Below are 17,554 nucleotides of genomic sequence, written 5' to 3'. Positions count from 1 at the left end.
GGTCGTTTACCGGACCCCCGGAGAGAAGTCGATCTCCGGGGGGAATTCGCGTCTTGTCCGGCCCCCCGCGCTCGCCTACGGTCACCCTCATTCCCGGCGGCCGACTGCCGAATCCGGCCGCCGCCGGGACTCCCCCGCACCCGCACGTGAGGAAATGCGCCATGCCCGCACCGGGTAAGCACCGCCGGCCCAAGCAGCACAAGATCGCCCGCAAGCTGGCCTTCGCCGGCACGGGCGGAGCGGCTCTCGCCCTCCCCCTGATCGGCGCGACCACGGCCGGGGCGGCCGCCCTGCAGCCCGCCGCGAACACCGTGGCCCTGCCCGCCGCCGAGCCAGCCGCCAAGCCGGCCGCGGAGCAGGCGGTGGCCCCGCTGACCTATTCCGTGGTCGGCGGCGACACCCTGGCGAAGATCGCGGCGGAGCACTCGGTGAGCGGCGGCTGGCAGGCCCTCTACGCGGCCAACCGGACGGTCATCGGCAGCAACCCCTCCGTCATCCGCCCCGGGCTCAAGCTGTCGCTCGGCGGGCCCGCGAAGGCCGCCGCCTCCCGGGCCGCCGCGCTGGCCGCGAAGCCGGCCGCCGCGCCCGCCGCAGCGCCCGCCGCCGTGAAGACGTACGCGAACAACCTGGACGGCTGGATCCGGCAGTCGCTGGACATCATGGCGCGGCACGGAATTCCCGGCACCTACAACGGAATCCACCGCAACGTCATGCGGGAGTCCTCGGGCAATCCCCTCGCCATCAACAACTGGGACTCCAACGCGGCGGCCGGCATCCCCTCGAAGGGGCTGCTCCAGGTCATCGACCCGACCTTCCGGGCCTACCACGTGCCCGGCACCGCGATGGACTCCTACGACCCCGTCGCGAACATCACGGCCGCCTGCAATTACGCCGCCGCCCGCTACGGCTCCATCGACAACGTCAACGGGGCCTACTGAGCCGGGAGGTGTCCCGGGGCGATCGGCAGCCGGCGCTTGTGGTCGGTGAGCCGGTAGCGGCGCACGATCGTCTCGAAGGCCCGGGCGTCGACCGGCTTGCCCTCCAGGAAGTCGTCGATGTCGTCGTAGGTCACACCGAGGGCGTCCTCGTCGGCCTTGCCCGGGTCGAGGGTCTCCAGGTCGGCGGTGGGGACCTTCCACACCAGCTCGGCGGGGGCGCCCAGGGCGTCCGCGACCGCGCGCACCCGGCGCTTGGTCAGGCCGGTCAGCGGGACCAGGTCGGCCGCCCCGTCGCCGAACTTGGTGAAGAAGCCGGAGACCGCCTCGGCGGCGTGGTCGGTGCCGACCACCAGCCCGTCGTGGGCGCCGGCCACCGCGTACTGGGCGATCATGCGCTGGCGGGCCTTGATGTTGCCGTGGACGAAGTCCTCGTGGTGGGCGTCGCGGAACTCCACGCCGGCGGCCCGCGCCGCCTCCAGGGCCGCGTCGCTCGCCGGCCTGACGTCCACGGTCAGGACGTGGTCTGCGCGGATGAAGGACAGGGCGAGCTGGGCGTCGTGCTCGTCGGCCTGGACCCCGTAGGGCAGCCGCATCGCGTAGAACCGGGCCTCGTGCCCGGCCGCGCGGGCCCGCTCGACGGCGAGCTGGCACAGCCGGCCGGCGGTGGTGGAGTCGACCCCGCCGCTGATGCCGAGGACGAGGGAGCGCAGCCCGGTCGAGGTCAGCCGCTCGGCGAGGAAGGCCACCCGGCGCTCGATCTCGCGCTCGGCGTCGAAGGTCTCGGCGACCTCCAGGTCCCGGGCGATCTCCTGCTGCAGGGCGATGGACGCCGGCTCGCTCACGTCTGCTCCTCGTTCTCGGCGGTGTCCGCGCCGTCCGCGCCGTCGGCGGACAGCCGCGTTCCCGTTCGACGGTGGGGTGTCTGGCCCCCACCCTACCCAGGCGGCTCCACCGCCCCTGCCGCCCCCGCCGCCCCCGTCGTGGCTCAGAGCCAGCCCTGCCGGCGCGCCGCGCGGACGGCCTCCATGCGGTTGCGGGTGCCGGTCTTGCCGATGGCGGCCGAGAGGTAGTTCCGTACGGTCGACTCCGACAGGTGCACCCGGGCCGCGATGTCGGCGACCGTGGCCCCGTCGGCGGCCGCGTTCAGCACGTCGGCCTCGCGCGGGGTCAGCGGGTTCGGGCCGGCGCTGAGCGCGGCGGCCGCGAGCGAGGGGTCGATCACGGTCTCCCCCGCCAGCACCCGGCGGACGGCGGCGGCCAGCTCCTCCACCGGCCCGTCCTTGACGAGGAACCCGGCGGCCCCCGCCTCCATCGCCCGGCGCAGGTAACCGGGGCGGCCGAAGGTGGTGAGGATCAGCACCCGGCAGCCGGGGAGGGCCGTACGCAGTTCGGCGGCGGCGTCGAGGCCGCTGCGGCCCGGGAGTTCGATGTCGAGGAGGGCCACGTCGGGCCGGGCGTCGAGGGCGGCGGGCACGATCGCGTCCCCGGCGGCCACCTGCGCCACGACCTCGATGTCCTCCTCCAGCCCGAGCAGCAGGGCCAGGGCGCCGCGCATCATGCCCTGGTCCTCCGCCAGCAGGACCTTGATCATCCGTTCCCCTCGTCCCCTTCCCCGGTCTCCACCGGGAGTTCGGCGGTGACCCGGAAGCCTCCGCCGGGTACGGGGCCGCCGGTCAGCGTGCCGCCCGCGGCCGCGAGGCGTTCTCCGAGGCCGGTCAGTCCGCTGCCCGGCGGGGTCGAGCCTACGCCGCTGCCGTCGTCCGTGATCACCAGCCGGACCCGCTCCGGCCCGCCGTGCACCTCGATCTCGCAGGTGCCCGCCCCGCTGTGGCGGACCGCGTTGGTGGCGGCCTCGCGGACCACCCAGCCGAGCAGGGTCGCCGCCTGCGGGGGCAGCGGGGGCCCGGACTGGCGCACCACGGGCTCGATACCGGCGGCGGTCAACGCGGCGCGGGCCCGGTCGAGTTCGGCGGCCAGGCTGGCCTCGCGGTAGCCGGTGACGGCCTCCCGGATCTCGGTGAGGGCCTGGCGGCCGACGGTCTCGATGTCGCGGACCTGGCCGAGCGCGGCGTCCAGGTCGCGGGGGGCGATGCGGCGGGCCGCCTCCGACTTCACGACGATCACCGACAGGGTGTGGCCGAGCAGGTCGTGCAGGTCGCGGGAGAAGCGCAGCCGCTCCTGGTCCACGGCGTTGCGCGCCAGTTCCTGCCGGGTGTCGCGCAGCTCCCGGACCGTCTCGGCCAGGGCGAGGATGGCGGCGGTGACCATGCCCGACAGGAAGGTGCCGTAGACGATGCCGAGGGCGTCCCAGCCCTCCCGCAGCCCCGCGATCACCCCGGCGAGGGCGCTGATGCCGAACAGCACCTGGCCGAGCCGGCGGCCCCGTACGACGGCGCCGGTGGCCAGGCCCAGCAGCGGGAAGAACAGCAGCCAGCTGTCGCCGTAGGCCCCGGCCATCGCGCAGGTGACGGCGGCGAGCGCCGCCAGGCACCAGCGGGTGGCGGCCGCCTCCCGGGCCCGCTTGTCGAAGGCCCGGAAGACCAGGGTGATGTAGAGGGAGTTGAACAGGAGCAGGCCCAGGGCCCCGATCCACGGGTTGGGGGTCTTCCCGTGGAGGAGGTTGGAGATCGCCCCCATGCCCAGGAGCAGCCAGGGCAGCAGGGTGAAGGCGTTGGGCGGGCCCATGGGGCCGCTGCCGTAGTCGGGGGCCTCGCCCCGGGCCTTGCGGGCCTTCTCCGCCTCCCGCCAGGCGGCCTTGCGGGCCGGCCAGTCGGCCTTCCACTCGGCCTTCCACTGGGCCTTCCGGGCCTTCCGCGCCTTGCGGTCCTTCGCGTTCCGGCACTCGTCCCGCATGTCCGTTCCCGTTTCCCGTTCCACCTGTGCGCCGCCGCGTGCGAGGGGCGGTGCGGAGATCTGCTCTGTCATGACCGCCACGTTAGGGAACGGGGCGGCGGCTCCGGCAGATCCGCGCGTACGGTCCCGGGCAGTACGAATGTCACATCCGGGCGTGCCGGCACGGGACACGGTGTCAGGAGCGGTACACCTTCTTCACGTTGCCCTGGGTGTCCGCGTACAGGTAGCCGCCTCGGCCGTACTCGTCGCTGAGGTAGGGGCGCATGGAGGCGGCGGTCTCGTCGAGCAGCCAGGGTTCGACGATGACGTAGCGCGAGGTCGGGTCGGCCACGCCGAGTTCCTGGCGGGCCTTGTCGAGGAGCCCGGGCAGGGCGTCCCACTTCACGCCCGCCATGTCGATCAGGGGCTTGGAGGCGTCGATCCGGCCGCCCGGCCCGTCCCGCTTGACCTGCCCGTCGCGGTACTCGTACCGGTCGTACGTGTCGGCGCCGGCGGCGGTGGGGATGGAGGCGAGGACGTACCCCTCGTAGACGGTCATCTCCACGAAAGTGGTGGTGCCGGTCTGCCGCTTGAACGCCTCCAGTGCGGTGCGGACCGCGTCCGGGGTGAGCAGGCTGCCCTTGGTGGCGGCGGCGGGGCCGCCCTGCGCGGTGGACGGGACGGTGTTCGGGGCGGCCGTGCGGCCGGTGACGGGGCGCGCGCCGCCGGGGGTGCCGGTGGTGGCGGGCCCGGCGTTCGTGCCGGAGCCGCCGGAGCCTCCGTCGGGCAGCGCCTGGACCAGGCCGACGCCGCCGCCGGCGAGGGCCACCGCGAGCAGGGCTCCGATCAGGACGGGCCGGCGGCGGTCCGTGCGGGCCGCGGTGACGGGCGCGGTGACGGCGTACGGGGAGCCGCCGCCCGGGGCGAAGGGCCGGGTGTGCGAGGCCGCGGCCGGGGGCCCGTACACCGGAGGGAGGAGCGGGGCTCCGGCGGCGGCGCCGGAAGCGGCGCTCGCGGCGCGGAGCAGTGCTTCCAGTTCGGCGCCGTCGGGCCGTACGGCCGGGTCCCGTACGAGCAGCCGCTCCAGTACGGGGCCCAGCGGGCCGGAACGCACCGGCGGCGGGATCGGGTCGTCGAGGACGGCGACGACGGTGGCGAGGCTGGTGGCCCGGCGCAGCGGGTGGGTGCCCTCGGCGGCCACGTACAGCATCATGCCGAGCGACCACAGGTCGGAGGCGGCGAGCCCCTCCTCGCCCCGCGCGCGCTCGGGCGCGATGTACTCGGGCGAGCCGATCAGCACCCCGGTGGAGGTGAGGGCGGTCGCCCCGCCCAGGGCGGCGATGCCGAAGTCGGTCAGGACGGCGGCGCCGTCGGGCCGCAGCAGCACGTTGGCCGGTTTCACGTCCCGGTGGAGGACCCCCTCGGCGTGCGCGGCGCGCAGCGCGGACAGGACGTCGAGCCCGAGCCGCAGCACGTCGGGGACCGGCATGGGGCCGTCGGCCAGCCGGTCGTGCAGGGAGCCGCCCTTGACCAGCTCCATCACGATCCACGGGTGGCCGTCGGTGCCGGGGGCGGGTTCGACGATGTGGTGGATCGTCACCACGCCGGGGTGCGCGAGGCGGGCCAGGGCCCGGGCCTCGCGCACGGCGCGTTCGCGCATCTGGGCGGAGAGCCCGGGGTCGGCGGCCGCGGAGGCCGGGTCCGGCGGGCGCACCTCCTTGAGGGCGACCTCGCGGTGCAGGGCGATGTCGCGGGCGCGCCACACCGTTCCCATGCCTCCGGCGCCCAGGGGTGCGATCAGTTCGAAACGGCCGTCGACCAGCCGTCTGCCGGCCTCACTCGTGTCCATGGCCGGTCATCGTAGAGGGCGCCACCGTCAGCAGCGGCGGCGGTCCGCCGTGACGGCGCCCTGCGCGGTGGACACCGTACGGTCGTAACAGCCGGCCCCGATGCCGGACCCGTACAGCTGGTAGCGGGCGGTGGTGGTGCCGACCGCGTGCCGCTGGTCGCGCGGGACGTTCGCCGTGTACGAGGCGTCGCCCGTGTACCGGTCGTCGAGACGGGTCCGGCCGGTCTGACGGCCGCCGCGCAGGGTGACGGTGTCGGCCCGGTCGCCCAGGGAGAGGACGGTGCGCAGCCGGTCGCCGGCGCCGAGGGTGGTCTCGCCGTCCATGGTGTAGGCGCGGGTGGTGCGGGTGGTGACGGCGCCCCGGGTGACGCTCTCCTCGTCGTTCCAGGCGGCGGTGAGGGCGTCGCGGTTCTCGTCGTCGGTCCAGCGGTGGACGGAGGTGGCCCGCACGGTCCGGGTGACGGTGGTGGTGACGCGGCCGTGGGAGGTGTCGAGGTACCCGGCGAGGGTGAGGCCGTGGGCGCCGTCGGTGTCCAGGCGGTGCTCGCCGCCGGGGGTGGCGGGGGTCCAGCGGGAGGTGCCGGTGGGGGCCGTCTCCTCGTGGCGGGTGAGGGCGCCGGTGACGACCTCTCGGCCCCGGTCCTGCCACAGCAGCAGGTTGGCGGGGGTGTTCCAGCCGCTCTGGCCGGCCGGGACCCCGGCGACGGCGACCTCGACGCGGTGCGGGCGGCCGTCGTTGAGGAGGGCGGCGAAGGGGGTGAGGTCGTAGACGAGGGGCTGGACGTCGAAGGCGCGGGGGCCGGGGGTGACGTACCAGAGGAAGGGGTTGGACCAGCCGCCCGTCCAGACGGTGGGGAAGGGCGCGGCGAGTCCGGCGAGCCGTCCGTCGACGGAGATCCGGACCTCGCGGTGGGGGCCGCCGGCGGCCTTGCAGGAGTAGGGGGCCGCGTCGGGGACGGTCATGTACCAGTACTCCTCGCAGCCGCCGCCCGAGCCGGTGGCGTACACCTCGGCGAGGATCCGTTCGGTGTTGCGCGGGGTGGTGACGGCGGGGGTGGTGAGCGGGAGGACCCGGTCGGGGGTGGGGGCGGGGCGGGTGCGGCCCTCGGCGGCGTAGAAGGTGAGGGTGGCCCTGACGTCGATGACGCCGGTGTAGGTGTCGTCGACGACGTTGCCGATCAGCATCTCGACGGGCTGTGGCCGGCTCAGGACGTCGCGGTAGTGGGTGACGTCCTTCTCGACGGACCATTCGATGCCCTCGGGGGAGGGTTCGGGGGTCGAGGTGGCGAGGATCTCCACGCCGCCGACGGTGAGGTTGCCGAGGCGGTCGTACTGGCGGCCCTTGACCTTGCCGTCGAGGCGGAGCACCACCTTGGCCCAGCCGGAGCGGCCGCAGCCTCCGGGCGGGGTGTAGTCGCCCCGGTAGGGGGTGAAGTCGCGGAACTGCGCTTCGGCGAGGGTGACCCGGCAGGAGGTGGTGGCGGGCCGTTCCACGGGCGGGGCGGCGGTGAGGGGGTCGTGCCAGTCGGTGCCGAACTCCGCGGGCGGGGTGTCCGCGGGCCGCGCGGACACCGGGACGGGGCCGGCCGCCGCGGGTCCCGCGGCCGCGGCCAGGGTGCCGGCGGCGAGGGTGAGGGCGCCGAGCAGGCCCATGATCCTGTGTCGTCTCATGGGCCCGCAGTGAAGCGGCATCCGGGCGCCGTCCGCCAGGGCCGGTGGTCCGGGCCTGGCGCGATCTCGCCTACGGCTCAGGCCGGCAGGACCACGACGCCGTCGTCGTCCACGTAGACGGTGTCGCCGGGCCGGAAGGTGACGCCGCCGATGGTGACGGGCTCGTCGACGGCGCCCGCGCCGGTCTTGCCGCTCTTGCGGGGGCAGGTGCCCAGCGCCTGGACGCCGAGGTCGAGTCCGCCGAGGGCGACGCTGTCGCGGACGGCCCCGTTGACGATCAGCCCGGCCCAGCCGGAGCGCTCGGCCGCACCGGCGATGAGGTCGCCGACGAGCGCGGTGCGCAGGGAGCCGCCTCCGTCGATGACGAGGACGGCGCCTTCGCCGGGGGTGTGGAGGAGTTCACGCAGCAAGGCGTTGTCCTCGTGGCAGCGGACGGTGCGCACGGGCCCGGCGAAGAGGCGGCGGCCGCCGATGGGGCGGAAGGCGGTGGTGCAGATGCCGAGGCTCTCGCCGTGCTCGTCGTAGAGGTCGGCGGTGGGGACTGGGGTGACGCTCATGTGGCTGTGGCTCCTCGCATCCGGGACGTCGCGCCGTGCGGGCCCCAGCGTAAGCGCACGGTCTAGTCGCGGGAGTTGCCGAAGAGGATGCGGTAGCCGATGAGCAGGACCAGGGAACCCGCGATGGCGGCGCCCCAGGTGGCGAGGTCGAAGAAGTGGTTGTCGATCGGGCGGTGCAGGAACTTGGCGGAGAGCCAGCCGCCGACGAAGGCGCCCGCGACGCCGATGAGGGTGGTGACGATGAAGCCGCCGGGGTCCCGGCCGGGCAGCAGGAACTTGGCGATGCCCCCGGCCAGCAGGCCCAGGACGATCCAGCCGATGACGCCCATGCTCGTTCACTCCGCTCGTTGGTCCGCGTCTTTCTACGGTGGGAAGGACGCAGACCGGCGCCCGGTGGTTCTCAGCCGCGCCGGGTCCGTACCAGGGCGGCGGCCAGGGTGGCGGCCGTCACGGCGCCGATCCCGGCCACCGCGAGGCCGCCGCGCGAGCGGTAGGAGAACAGGGAGAGGGCGGAGCGGGCCGAGAAGGCGGAGCCCGCGCTCAGCCAGGAGGCCGCCGAGCCGGCGGAGAGCGCGGAGCCGAGGGAGCCGACGGACAGCACGCTGCCCACCGAGCCGATGGAGAGCACCGAGCCCACCGAGCCGATGGACAGCACGGAGTTGCGGGACCACAGGGACAGGTACGAGCGGTCGGCCATGGAGATCATGCTGTCACATGGCCGGCCGGTACGGGGTGGCTTTCGCGGCTTTCGCCGGTCTGGACGGAGGCGGGCGCGGTCCGGGTCAGCAGGAGCACCCCCCGGGTGGCGGCGAGCGCTCCGGCGACGGCGAGCACGATGCCGAGGGCGCCGCCGTGGAGGCGTTCGCCGAGCAGGGCCATGCCGATGACGGCGGCGGCGAGGGGGTTGGCCAGGTTGACCACGGCGAGCGGGGCGCCGAGGCCGCCCCGGTAGGCCCGCTGCGAGAGCAGCATCCCGCCGACCGCGAAGACGACGACGAGCAGGGCCACGGTGATGACCCGGGCGCTGAGCAGGGAGCCCCCTCGGCCGCCCGCCACGGCGACGGTCTGGGTCAGGGCGGAGGCGACGGCGGAGGCCAGCCCGGAGGCGGTGGCGTGGCGCAGGCCCGGGCCGGGGTCCTTGCGGGCGGTGAGCAGGGCGATCACGGCCAGGGTGGCCCCGGAGACGGTCAGGGCCTCGGCGACGCTGAGGGTGTCGTCGGGGGCCGGACCGGAGGCGGGGAGCAGCAGCAGGCCGAGCCCGGCGACGGTGGCCAGGGTGCCCCGCCACTCGGTGGCGGCGACCCGTCGGCCGGCGCCGCGCGCGCCGAGGGGGACGGCGGCGACGAGGGTGAGCGCGCCGAGGGGCTGGACCAGGGTGAGCGGGCCGTAGCGCAGGGCGGCGGCGTGCAGCAGCGCGGCGGCGGCGTTCAGCCCGGCCGACCACCACCAGGCGCCGTTGCCGAGCAGGTCGCGGGCGCTGCGGGCGACGGCCCGGCGGGCGAGCCGCTCCTGGGCGACGGCGGCGGCCGCGTAGGTGACGGCGGAGGCGAGGCAGAGCGCGACGGCGAGCAGGGTGGCGTTCACCGCTCGCCTCCGGCGGGTACGGGAAGGGCCCGGACGGGGCCCGGCAGGCCCGGCGGCCCGCCATCGGCCGCACCGGGCGCGGCCTCGCGTGCGACCACCGGCCCGGGAGCGGCCACCGGCACGCGCGCGGGCGCGACGGCCGGCACTCGGGAGGGCGCGACGGCCGACCCGGGAGCGGCCACCGGCGCGAGGGCGGCCGCCCGCGTGGGGTTGGCCGCCCCCGCAGGGGCCGCCGTCCCGGCAAGGGCCACCGACCGCGCAGGGGTCGCCGCTCGCGCAAGGGCCGTCGCCGTGCGGGTGGCGGCGGGGGTCGCCGGCCGGGGTGGGCGCGGGAGGGTTCGTACCGCCTCGGCGCCGGTGTCCGTGCGGGCCGTGGGGCGGGGGATCAGGAGGAGGGCCGCGCCCAGCAGCAGGGTCGCGACGGCCGCGTCGGCCCAGTAGTGGTTGGCGGTGCCCACGACCACCAGGAGGGTGGCGAGGGGGTGCAGCAGCCACAGGGCGCGCCACCGCGAGCGGGTCGCGGCGATCATCCCGAGGGCCAGCATCAGGGCCCAGCCGAAGTGCAGCGAGGGCATCGCCGCGAACTGGTTGGCCACGGTGTCGGCGTCCGGCGCGGCCCGGTAGACGGTCGGCCCGTAGACCTGGCCGGTGTCGACCAGGTGCGCGGCGCCCAGCATCCGCGGGGGCGCGAGGGGGAAGGACAGGTGCAGGACGAGGGCGGCGCCGGTCAGGACCGTCAGGACCCGGCGGGTCCACAGGTAGTGCCCGGGGCGGCGCAGGTACAGCCAGACCAGGAACAGCACGGTCGCCGGGAAGTGCACGGCGGCGTAGTAGGTGTTCGCCGCGTGGACGACGCCCTCGGAGTGGAGCAGCAGCCGCTGGACGGCGCCCTCACCGGGCAGGTGGAGGGCGCGTTCGGCGTCCCACACCCGGGCGGCGTTGCGGAAGGCCTCGTCGGTGCGGCCCGTCGAGAGCATCCGGCCCGCCTTGTACACGGCGAACAGGCCCGCGACGAGCAGCAGCTCGCGTATGAGCCGGCGCCCGGGCCGTGTGGGTGTGGTGGTGTGGGACGTCATCCCCCGGTCTCAATTCTTTCGAGCGGCTTTCGGTCGGACCGTTTCCGATCGACACGCCAGTGTATCGATACATTCGCGTATCGATACGATGGTGTAGCGATAAGCCTCCGGGGCCTTACACTCGGGAGCACGACCCACCGCCCGTGAGCTCACGAGGAGAGCCGCAGCCCATGACGTCCACGCCGCAGGCCACCGCGCGCCGCTCCAAGATCAGTCCGGAGCGCGAGCAGGAGTTCTACGACGCCGTCCTGGACCAGCTGCGCGAGCACGGGTACGAGGCCCTCACCATGGAGGGCGTGGCCGCGCGGGCCTGCTGCGGAAAGTCCACGCTCTACCGGCAGTGGAAGACCAAGCCCCAGCTGGTCGCCGCCGCCCTGCGGGCGAGCCGGGCACGGCGCGGCGAGCGGACGCTGGCCGACGTGGACACCGGGAACCTGGCGGAGGACCTGCGCGAGGCCGCCCGGATCGCGGCCGGCACCTCAGGGCGCGACACCCGGCTCACCCAGGCGCTCGGCAACGCCGTGCTCAGCGACGAGGAGCTCCAGCGCGCGCTGCGCGAGGCGCTGGTCGAGCCCGAGCTGGCGGCCTTCGACGCGATCGTGGCGCGGGCCGTGGCGCGGGGCGAGATCGCCGCCGACCACCCGGCCGTGGAGTTCCTCCCGGCGCAGCTGATGGGCGTCCTGCGGATCCGGCCGGTGCTGGAGGGGCGGTACGCGGACGCCGACTATCTGGTCCGGTTCGTCGACGCGGCCCTGCTGCCCGCCCTGGGCATCGGCCCGGGAGACCTTCCGGCCACCTGAACCGGTGGGCCGCCGTTCACGATGACCGGACGGCGACCCGCTCGCGCTGCCTCGTGGGGACGGCGGCAGCGCGCCACCCGGACGGGGTGGCGGCCCTCCCGGGCAGGGGGGACCGCCGCCCCGTCCGGTCCGGACCCCTCCTCAGCCGCGCGCGGCGCCCATCAGCCGGGTGTACTCCTGCGGGTCCGCGTCGAAGCCGCGGGCGCCGGCGTCCAGGGACCAGCCGCCCGCCCCGTCCCGGACGAACTCGGCGACGGTGGCCGACGTGGCGCCGGCGAGAGCGGCGAAGTCGAGGACGGCGAGCTCGGTGTAGCCCTCCCGGATCCGCAGCCCGGTCCCGGCCACGGAGCCGAAGACCGTACGGCCGGGCGTGCCCGCCGGACCCGGGTCCTGGATCACCACGCCGACCACGACCCGGCCCAGCGCGGGCGCCAGCCGGTCCAGTTCGAGGGTCATCACCTCGTCCCAGCCGAAGCCCTGCCCGTTGCGGCTGTCCCGGTCGAGGGTGATGGTCCCGTCGGGGGCGCGGCTGCCGAAGTGCACGAGGTACACGGGCTCCCCGTGCGGGTCGGACACGGAGAAGACACCGGCGACGAGGTCCAGGTCGTGCGGCGGCGTCCCGGCCGGGCTGGGGTCCCAGCGCAGGGAGATCTCCACCTTGGCCAGGCTCTTGCGTACTCCGGTCACCGGACTCCCCCTCCGCTCGGCCGCTCTGGCCGGTGCTGCCCGGCCATGCTGCCACGCGTCCGTGATCACCGGGCGAACCACCGTACACAACCGGCCAGTTCCCCGGTCAGCGCGTGGGGGCCACCCGTACGGTCTCCACCCAGGCCGGGGGCTGCGGCGCGTCCGCCCCGATGAGCGCGGCGATGACCCGGCAGCGCGGCGGGCCCTCCGGCCACGGGGTGTACCCGTCGGTGAGGACCACCACGATGTCCGGCCGGTCGGGTACGGCCAGCGCGGCGGCGATGCCCACGCGCATGTCGGTACCGCCGCCCCCGGCCAGGGTCACCTGCCCGGCGCTGGTCACCCGGTTCACGGCCTGTACGTCGGCGTCGCAGGCCAGCACCGCCACCCGGTTGCCGCCGACGCCGACCTCGCGCAGCACGCCGGTCACCTCGCCGAGCGCGGCGGCGAGTTCCGCGTCCCCCATGGAGCCGGAGGTGTCGACGACGATCGCGACGCGCGGCACCGGCCGGCGCAGGCTCGGCAGCACCACCCTGCCGCCCAGCGCCGGGGTGCGCCGCGAGGGCCGCCGGTAGGTGTAGTCGACCGCGCCGCCCGCCCAGGCGGCGGCCTCCCGCACCGCCCCCGTCAGGGCGCGCCGCCAGTCCACGACGGGCTCCAGCACCTCCTGCGCCCAGCGTTCCCACCCGGCGGGCAGGCTGCCCCGGCCCTTGGTGCGCCGGTGGGCGCGCATGGCCTGGGCGGTGGTCCGGCGCAGGGCCTCCGCCTCCACGGGGCCGATCCGGGCGGTGTCCGTGCCGCCGTCGCCGAGTTCCCAGGGCGCGGGTACGCCGTGCGCGCCGGAGCCGCAGTCCACGTGCGGGGGCGTGTGCGGGATGCCGGGCAGGTAGCCCTCGAACAGGCCGCCCGCCGGGAGGCCGAAGCGGCCCGGTTCCATCCGGCCCTCGGGCAGGCGCAGACCGTCGGCGAGGAGGTCGTCGTTGATCTCGCAGTCCTGGGCGATGTTGATCCGCAGCGGATCGCGCTGGTCGGCGGCGGGGAGCCGGTCGGCCCGGCCGTGGTGGTCGCGCAGCAGGTGGGCGACCTCGTGGATCCACACCCCGGCGAGCTCGGGGACGGGGGTCCGTTCGACGAACGCGGGCGAGACGTAGCAGCGCCAGTGCCGGTCGACGCCCATCGTGGACACCCCCGCCGGGCCCGGGGAGGGCACGACGGTCAGCGCGTACAGGGCGGAGGCCAGGTACGGGCGGGCCTCGGCCGCCGCGTAGCGGGCGGCGAGCAGCTTGGCCCGGTCCAGAGGGCGGTCCATAGGGCGGTCCACCGGTGCGGCCCGCCCGCTCAGCGGGCGCCGGGGAGGGCGCCGGCCAGCTGGAGCAGTTCCACGAAGGCGTCGATGCCGGCGGGTACGGGCCAGGACAGGTCGCGCATCGCGGCCAGGTCGGCGGCGGCCCGGGCCGCCACGTCGGGGACGCCCGCGTCGACGGCCTTGGCGAGCACCGTCCAGGCGGCCTCCCAGCGGGGCCGGGTGAGCTCGCCCTGTACGGCGGCCACGACCGCGATCAGGAAGGCCAGCTGCCGGTCGCCGCGCCCCGGCAGGGCGAAGGCGTCGGGGTCGGCCAGCACCTTCTCCGGGTCCGGCAGGTCGAGGTTCTCCAGGTAGGTCAGCAGCTCCAGGCCCGCGCCGTCGCCGACGGCCCCGGTGAGCGCGGCGGACAGCGCCTCGCGGCCGGCGCCGGACGCGTAGCCGGTGGCCAGCAGCCGCAGCGCCATCTCCCAGGTGCGCGGGGAGGGCCAGGCCCGGCCGCGGCCCTCGGCGTCGTTCGGCATGTGGTGGACGAGGCCGGGACGGGCGGTGAGGAAGCCGGAGATCACGCCCCGGGCGCGGGCGGCCGCGCCGGCGGCCCGGGCCGGGTCGACGGCCGGCAGAGCCGTCTCGGGCCAGATGCCGGCCATGCCGCGGGCGACCGTGCGGGCGTCGTGGGTCCAGTCGAGGTGGACGAAGCGGTTGGCGAGCGGCGGGCTGAGGTGCCAGCCGTCGGCCGCGCTGGAGGGCGGGTTGGCGGCGGCCACGATCCGTACGGACGGGGGGAGTTCCAGGCTTCCGACGCGGCGTTCGAGGACCACGCGCAGCAGCGCGGCCTGGACGGCGGGCGGGGCGGAGGACAGCTCGTCGAAGAAGAGCAGGCCGTGCCCGGTGCGGGTCAGGCGCACCGCCCAGTCCGGCGGGGCCATGGGCACGCCGGTGGTGGCGGGGTCCTCGCCGACGATGGGCAGGCCGGCGAAGTCCGAGGGCTCGTGGACGCTGGCGATCACGGTCTCCAGCCGGACCCCGAGGGCGTCCGCGAGCCGCTCCATGCCGGCGGACTTGCCGATGCCGGGCTCGCCCCACAGCAGCACGGGCTGATTGGCCGTCACCGCCAGCGCCAGGGCCTCCAGTTGGGAACTGGCCGCCGGCTCGGTACGGGTGGCGCCCAGCCGGGCGTTCAGGGCGTCGGCCGCGGCCAGCGCGGGTGCGGGCGCGGGCGCGGGCCGCGCAGGTGTGGTGGTCATGCCTCCCCCGCCCCGCCGCCGACGGGACCCGTGGGGTCGCCGAGGGCCGCGTAGCCGTCGTGGTCGTCGTACTCCTGGGCCTCTTCCCACTCCTCGCGCTCGTCCATGAACTCCTCGTACTCGCCGGAGCCGAGGTCGGGGTGGCGTTCCTCCACCAGCCGCTTGAGGAAAAAGAGGTCGCCGCGCTTGTAGCGGCGCACCACCTGGGCCAGCGACAGGTCCAGCTCGTCGACCACGTCGGTCCGGGCACCGGCCGCGAGGAGGGCCCGGACCAGGGCGGCGGTGCCGCCGTTCTGGACGGCGCACTGGAGCGGGGTGCGGCCGGAGTCGTCCTCCTCCTCCAGGCCGAGCCCGGCCTCCAGGAGCCGGGGTAGCAGTTCCTCGTGGCGGACGAAGGGCAGCAGGTGCAGCAGGCTCTGGCCGCGGCCGTTGCGCACCCGGGGGTCGAGGCCCGCGTCGAGGAGGGCGAGGACGCCGGGGGTGTCGCCGTGCTGGACGCGCTCGAACAGCTCGCGCCGCTCGGCCCGCAGGGCGCGCGGGAGCCGGCCCTCGCCGGTGGTCCAGGCCTCGCGCACGGCGAAGCAGCCCGCGATGGCGCCGCCGAAGGCGCGCATGGCGCGCTCGCGCCGCTGCTCCTCGGCGGTGTGCGGGACGTCGAGTACGCCGTCCCGCGAACCCACCTCGTGCCACTCGCCGACGCAGCGCACCCGGACGGGCCGCGGCAGGGCGGGGCCGGGCGGACCCGAGGCCGGGCCGGCTCCGGGGAAGAGCGCGTCGGCGACGAGCGGATGCAGTTCGCGCACGGCGGTCCGGCCGGAGCGCACGAGGTACGGGTCGGGCAGCGGCTGCCAGGCGTGGCCGGGCAGCCGGGTGACGTCCCCCACCGCCTGCGGGTCGACGAGACGCAGCCGCAGGCCGTCGCCGGCCGCGTCCCCGGCGGGTTCCAGCAGCAGGAGGGCGCGCCAGTGCGGGGCGAAGCGGAACCGCTCCCCCGCGCCCGCCGCGCTCAGCCGGCGGAACTCGTCGGCGAGCCGGACCGGCTCCAGCGGGACCGTCTCCAGTGCTTCCCGGGCGTCCTGTGTGGGGTAGAGGTGGCCGCGCCGTTCGAACGGGGAGAGGTCCAGCTCGATCCCGGCCGTGGCGAAGGCGCCCTCCAGGTCGCCGCGCCGGTAGAGCTCGGCGGCCCACTCCGTACGGGCGGCGCGGTCGCCGGCGGCGGGTTCGGCGCAGGGCAGCGCGTCGGCGCCGAGCGGGGTGCCGTCGGCGTGGAAGAAGGGCAGACGGCCGGCGGGCCCGGCGGCGGTGCGCAGCGCGGCGGTGTGCCGGGAGTCCCAGAACCAGGGGACGAGGGTCCAGTCCTCGGTGATCCAGCCCCCGTAGGCGTGGTGCTTGCGCGCCGGGTCGACCGGCGTGCAGTGCAGCCGCAGCCGCTGCGGGCCGTCGATCATGCCGCGGGTGGTGACGTACAGGGCGGGCGCGCCCTCGTCCCGGCCGTAGCGGGCCAGTACGACGCGGCGGCTGGGGGCGAGGACGCTGCGGCCGCCCAGCACCCGGGGCAGGTGCCAGCGCACCAGCTCGGGGACGAGGTGGTGCAGGTCGACCTCCACCGCCCCGGCGACGGCGGTCCCGTACGCGGAGGCCAGGGCGGGCAGGTCGACGGCGACCTCGACGCCGGCGGCCGCGCAGGCGGCGCGCCAGTCCCCGGCCAGGCGGTGCGCGGTGGCCCGCTCGATCATCCAGCGGGGGACGGCGTAGCGGCGGACGCGCTGCCAGGACGCGGCGTCCTCGTTCGGCAGGGCGCCGGGCGGCAGGTCGGCGAGGGGCCGCTCGCTGGGGGCGCTCACCGGTACACGCTGCCGATGGCCCGCAGGTCCGGGTGGCCGGCCGGGGCGGGACGCAGCCGCTCGGCGAAGGAGCGCTTGAGGCGGCGGGGGGTGCCGGGGCCCAGGCCGACGTGCTCCAGGGGGCTGCCGTCGGGCAGTGCGGCCAGCAGGCGCTTGGCGCCGCGGCCGGTGATGCCGGTGTGGCGCAGCTCCAGGCGGCGCAGCGGGCTGCCGGGCAGCGCGTCGGCCAGGGCGTACGCGCCCTCGTCGCCGGTGGCGTTGCCGGTGGAGCCGAGGCTGCGCTCGGACATGACGCGGCCGAGGTCGAGGGACTCGATGCCGCCGAGGGCGGCGGCCAGGGCGCGGGCTCCGGGCACGCCGATGCCGTTGCCGCCGAGGCCCAGGCGCACCGGGCGGTCGGGGCCGGCTCCGGCCGCGGCGGCCGCGAGGACGGCGGCGCCCTCGTCGCCGAGGTGGTTGGCCGGGACGTACAGTTCGCGGACTCCGGCCTCGCTGATGAGGGCGGCGAGCAGCGGGGCGGCTTCGGCGGTGAGCCCGTTGCCGCCGAGGTAGATCCGCTCCAGCGGGGTCGCGCGGGTGCGCAGGGCGTCGAGGAGGAGGCGCAGGCCGTCGGCGGTGACCCCGGTGTTGACCAGGTCGAGGGTGCGCAGCGCGGTGTTGCGGCGCAGCAGGGCGGCGAGGGTGCGGGCGCCGTCCTCGTGGAGCGGGTTCCGCTTGAGCCAGAGGGCGCGGACGGTGGTGTCCTCGGCGAGGGCGCCGGCGAGGGCGAGGAGGCCGTCGGGGCCGATGCGGTTGCAGCCGAGGTAGAGGGTGTGCAGCCCGTGCGCGGGGCCGGCGCCGGTGAGGGCGTCGGCGAGGGTGCGGGCGCCCTCGTCGGCGATGGAGTTGGTGCCGAGCAGCAGGTGCGCGGCGTGCGGGGAGGCGGTGGCGACGGGCAGCAGCCGGGCCGCTCCGGCGGGGCCGAGGCCCTGCTTGCACAGGTCGACGCGGCCGTCGGCGCGCAGGGTGCCGAGGGGGAAGGTCTCGTCGGCCAGGACGGGGTGGTCCTGCGCGAGGCGGGCGAGCAGCGGGTCCAGGCCCGCCGGATCGGCGAGCGGCAGGTCCGGGTGCTCGATCGCGGGGCACCGTACGGGCGTCGGCCGTGTCATCACCACTCCACCGGTTCC

General features: G+C 76.1%; 17 protein-coding genes. 2 read left to right on the top strand and 15 right to left on the bottom strand.

What is annotated here, in order from left to right; genetic code table 11:
- Positions 1–161: 161 nt before the first annotated feature.
- The gene (locus ABT403_RS03610) at positions 162–938 is read left to right on the top strand and encodes a transglycosylase SLT domain-containing protein (RefSeq protein WP_344157771.1); all 777 of its coding nucleotides are present in this window, start codon (positions 162–164) and stop codon (positions 936–938) included.
- On the opposite strand, the gene nadE is transcribed toward ABT403_RS03610, so the two are convergent.
- From nadE to ABT403_RS03560, 10 genes are all read right to left on the bottom strand, one after another.
- A complete protein-coding gene (nadE, locus tag ABT403_RS03605) occupies positions 932–1,780 on the bottom strand; it encodes an NAD(+) synthase (protein WP_344157768.1) in 849 nt (282 codons plus the stop codon). The genes ABT403_RS03610 and nadE overlap by 7 nt on opposite strands.
- A gap of 143 nt (positions 1,781–1,923) precedes the next feature.
- Positions 1,924–2,529, bottom strand: coding sequence for a response regulator (locus ABT403_RS03600; protein ID WP_344157765.1), 606 nt, complete (start codon positions 2,527–2,529; stop codon positions 1,924–1,926).
- Positions 2,526–3,791 carry a sensor histidine kinase gene (locus ABT403_RS03595; RefSeq protein ID WP_425580190.1) on the bottom strand — a complete coding sequence of 422 codons (1,266 nt, stop codon included), beginning with the start codon at positions 3,789–3,791 and terminating at the stop codon, positions 2,526–2,528. Before ABT403_RS03595 ends, ABT403_RS03600 begins: the two co-directional genes overlap by 4 nt.
- A 175-nt stretch (positions 3,792–3,966) precedes the next feature.
- Positions 3,967–5,619 carry a serine/threonine-protein kinase gene (locus ABT403_RS03590; protein WP_344157759.1) on the bottom strand — a complete coding sequence of 551 codons (1,653 nt, stop codon included), beginning with the start codon at positions 5,617–5,619 and terminating at the stop codon, positions 3,967–3,969.
- A 27-nt stretch (positions 5,620–5,646) separates the two neighbouring features.
- A complete protein-coding gene (locus ABT403_RS03585; RefSeq protein WP_344157756.1) occupies positions 5,647–7,290 on the bottom strand; it encodes a peptide-N4-asparagine amidase in 1,644 nt (547 codons plus the stop codon).
- Between the two features lie 77 nt (positions 7,291–7,367).
- A complete protein-coding gene (gene rraA / locus ABT403_RS03580) occupies positions 7,368–7,847 on the bottom strand; it encodes a ribonuclease E activity regulator RraA (RefSeq protein WP_344157753.1) in 480 nt (159 codons plus the stop codon).
- Positions 7,848–7,909: 62 nt separating this feature from the next.
- Positions 7,910–8,176 carry a GlsB/YeaQ/YmgE family stress response membrane protein gene (locus ABT403_RS03575; protein ID WP_344157750.1) on the bottom strand — a complete coding sequence of 89 codons (267 nt, stop codon included), beginning with the start codon at positions 8,174–8,176 and terminating at the stop codon, positions 7,910–7,912.
- A 71-nt stretch (positions 8,177–8,247) separates the two neighbouring features.
- Positions 8,248–8,544, bottom strand: coding sequence for a hypothetical protein (locus tag ABT403_RS03570; RefSeq protein ID WP_344157747.1), 297 nt, complete (start codon positions 8,542–8,544; stop codon positions 8,248–8,250).
- 5 nt (positions 8,545–8,549) lie between these two features.
- Positions 8,550–9,431, bottom strand: a complete 882-nt coding sequence (locus ABT403_RS03565; protein ID WP_344157744.1) for a DMT family transporter — start codon at positions 9,429–9,431, stop codon at positions 8,550–8,552.
- Complete coding sequence (locus ABT403_RS03560; RefSeq protein WP_344157741.1) at positions 9,428–10,507, bottom strand: phosphatase PAP2 family protein; 1,080 nt, start codon at positions 10,505–10,507, stop codon at positions 9,428–9,430. Before ABT403_RS03560 ends, ABT403_RS03565 begins: the two co-directional genes overlap by 4 nt.
- A gap of 170 nt (positions 10,508–10,677) precedes the next feature.
- On the opposite strand from ABT403_RS03560, the gene ABT403_RS03555 reads away from it, so the two are divergent.
- Positions 10,678–11,307 (top strand): TetR/AcrR family transcriptional regulator, encoded by a 630-nt coding sequence (locus ABT403_RS03555; RefSeq protein ID WP_344157737.1) that lies wholly within the window; start codon positions 10,678–10,680, stop codon positions 11,305–11,307.
- 141 nt (positions 11,308–11,448) lie between these two features.
- Here the strand turns inward: ABT403_RS03555 and ABT403_RS03550 are convergent, their stop codons facing one another.
- From ABT403_RS03550 to ABT403_RS03530, 5 genes are all read right to left on the bottom strand, one after another.
- A complete protein-coding gene (locus tag ABT403_RS03550; RefSeq protein ID WP_344157734.1) occupies positions 11,449–11,994 on the bottom strand; it encodes a TerD family protein in 546 nt (181 codons plus the stop codon).
- Between the two features lie 106 nt (positions 11,995–12,100).
- Positions 12,101–13,303 carry a vWA domain-containing protein gene (locus tag ABT403_RS03545; RefSeq protein WP_344157731.1) on the bottom strand — a complete coding sequence of 401 codons (1,203 nt, stop codon included), beginning with the start codon at positions 13,301–13,303 and terminating at the stop codon, positions 12,101–12,103.
- Between the two features lie 29 nt (positions 13,304–13,332).
- Positions 13,333–14,544, bottom strand: coding sequence for an AAA family ATPase (locus tag ABT403_RS03540; protein ID WP_344157728.1), 1,212 nt, complete (start codon positions 14,542–14,544; stop codon positions 13,333–13,335).
- Positions 14,541–16,388, bottom strand: coding sequence for an ankyrin repeat domain-containing protein (locus ABT403_RS03535; protein ID WP_344157725.1), 1,848 nt, complete (start codon positions 16,386–16,388; stop codon positions 14,541–14,543). Before ABT403_RS03535 ends, ABT403_RS03540 begins: the two co-directional genes overlap by 4 nt.
- Positions 16,385–17,536: a leucine-rich repeat domain-containing protein gene (locus ABT403_RS03530; protein ID WP_344157722.1), complete on the bottom strand. Its 1,152-nt coding sequence runs from the start codon at positions 17,534–17,536 to the stop codon at positions 16,385–16,387. Before ABT403_RS03530 ends, ABT403_RS03535 begins: the two co-directional genes overlap by 4 nt.
- Between the last annotated feature and the right edge of the window lie 18 nt (positions 17,537–17,554).

This window comes from Streptomyces sp. NPDC000075 (assembly GCF_040301925.1).
Taxonomy (GTDB): domain Bacteria; phylum Actinomycetota; class Actinomycetes; order Streptomycetales; family Streptomycetaceae; genus Streptomyces; species Streptomyces polychromogenes.
This window is presented reverse-complemented; position numbering and strand designations above follow the sequence as displayed.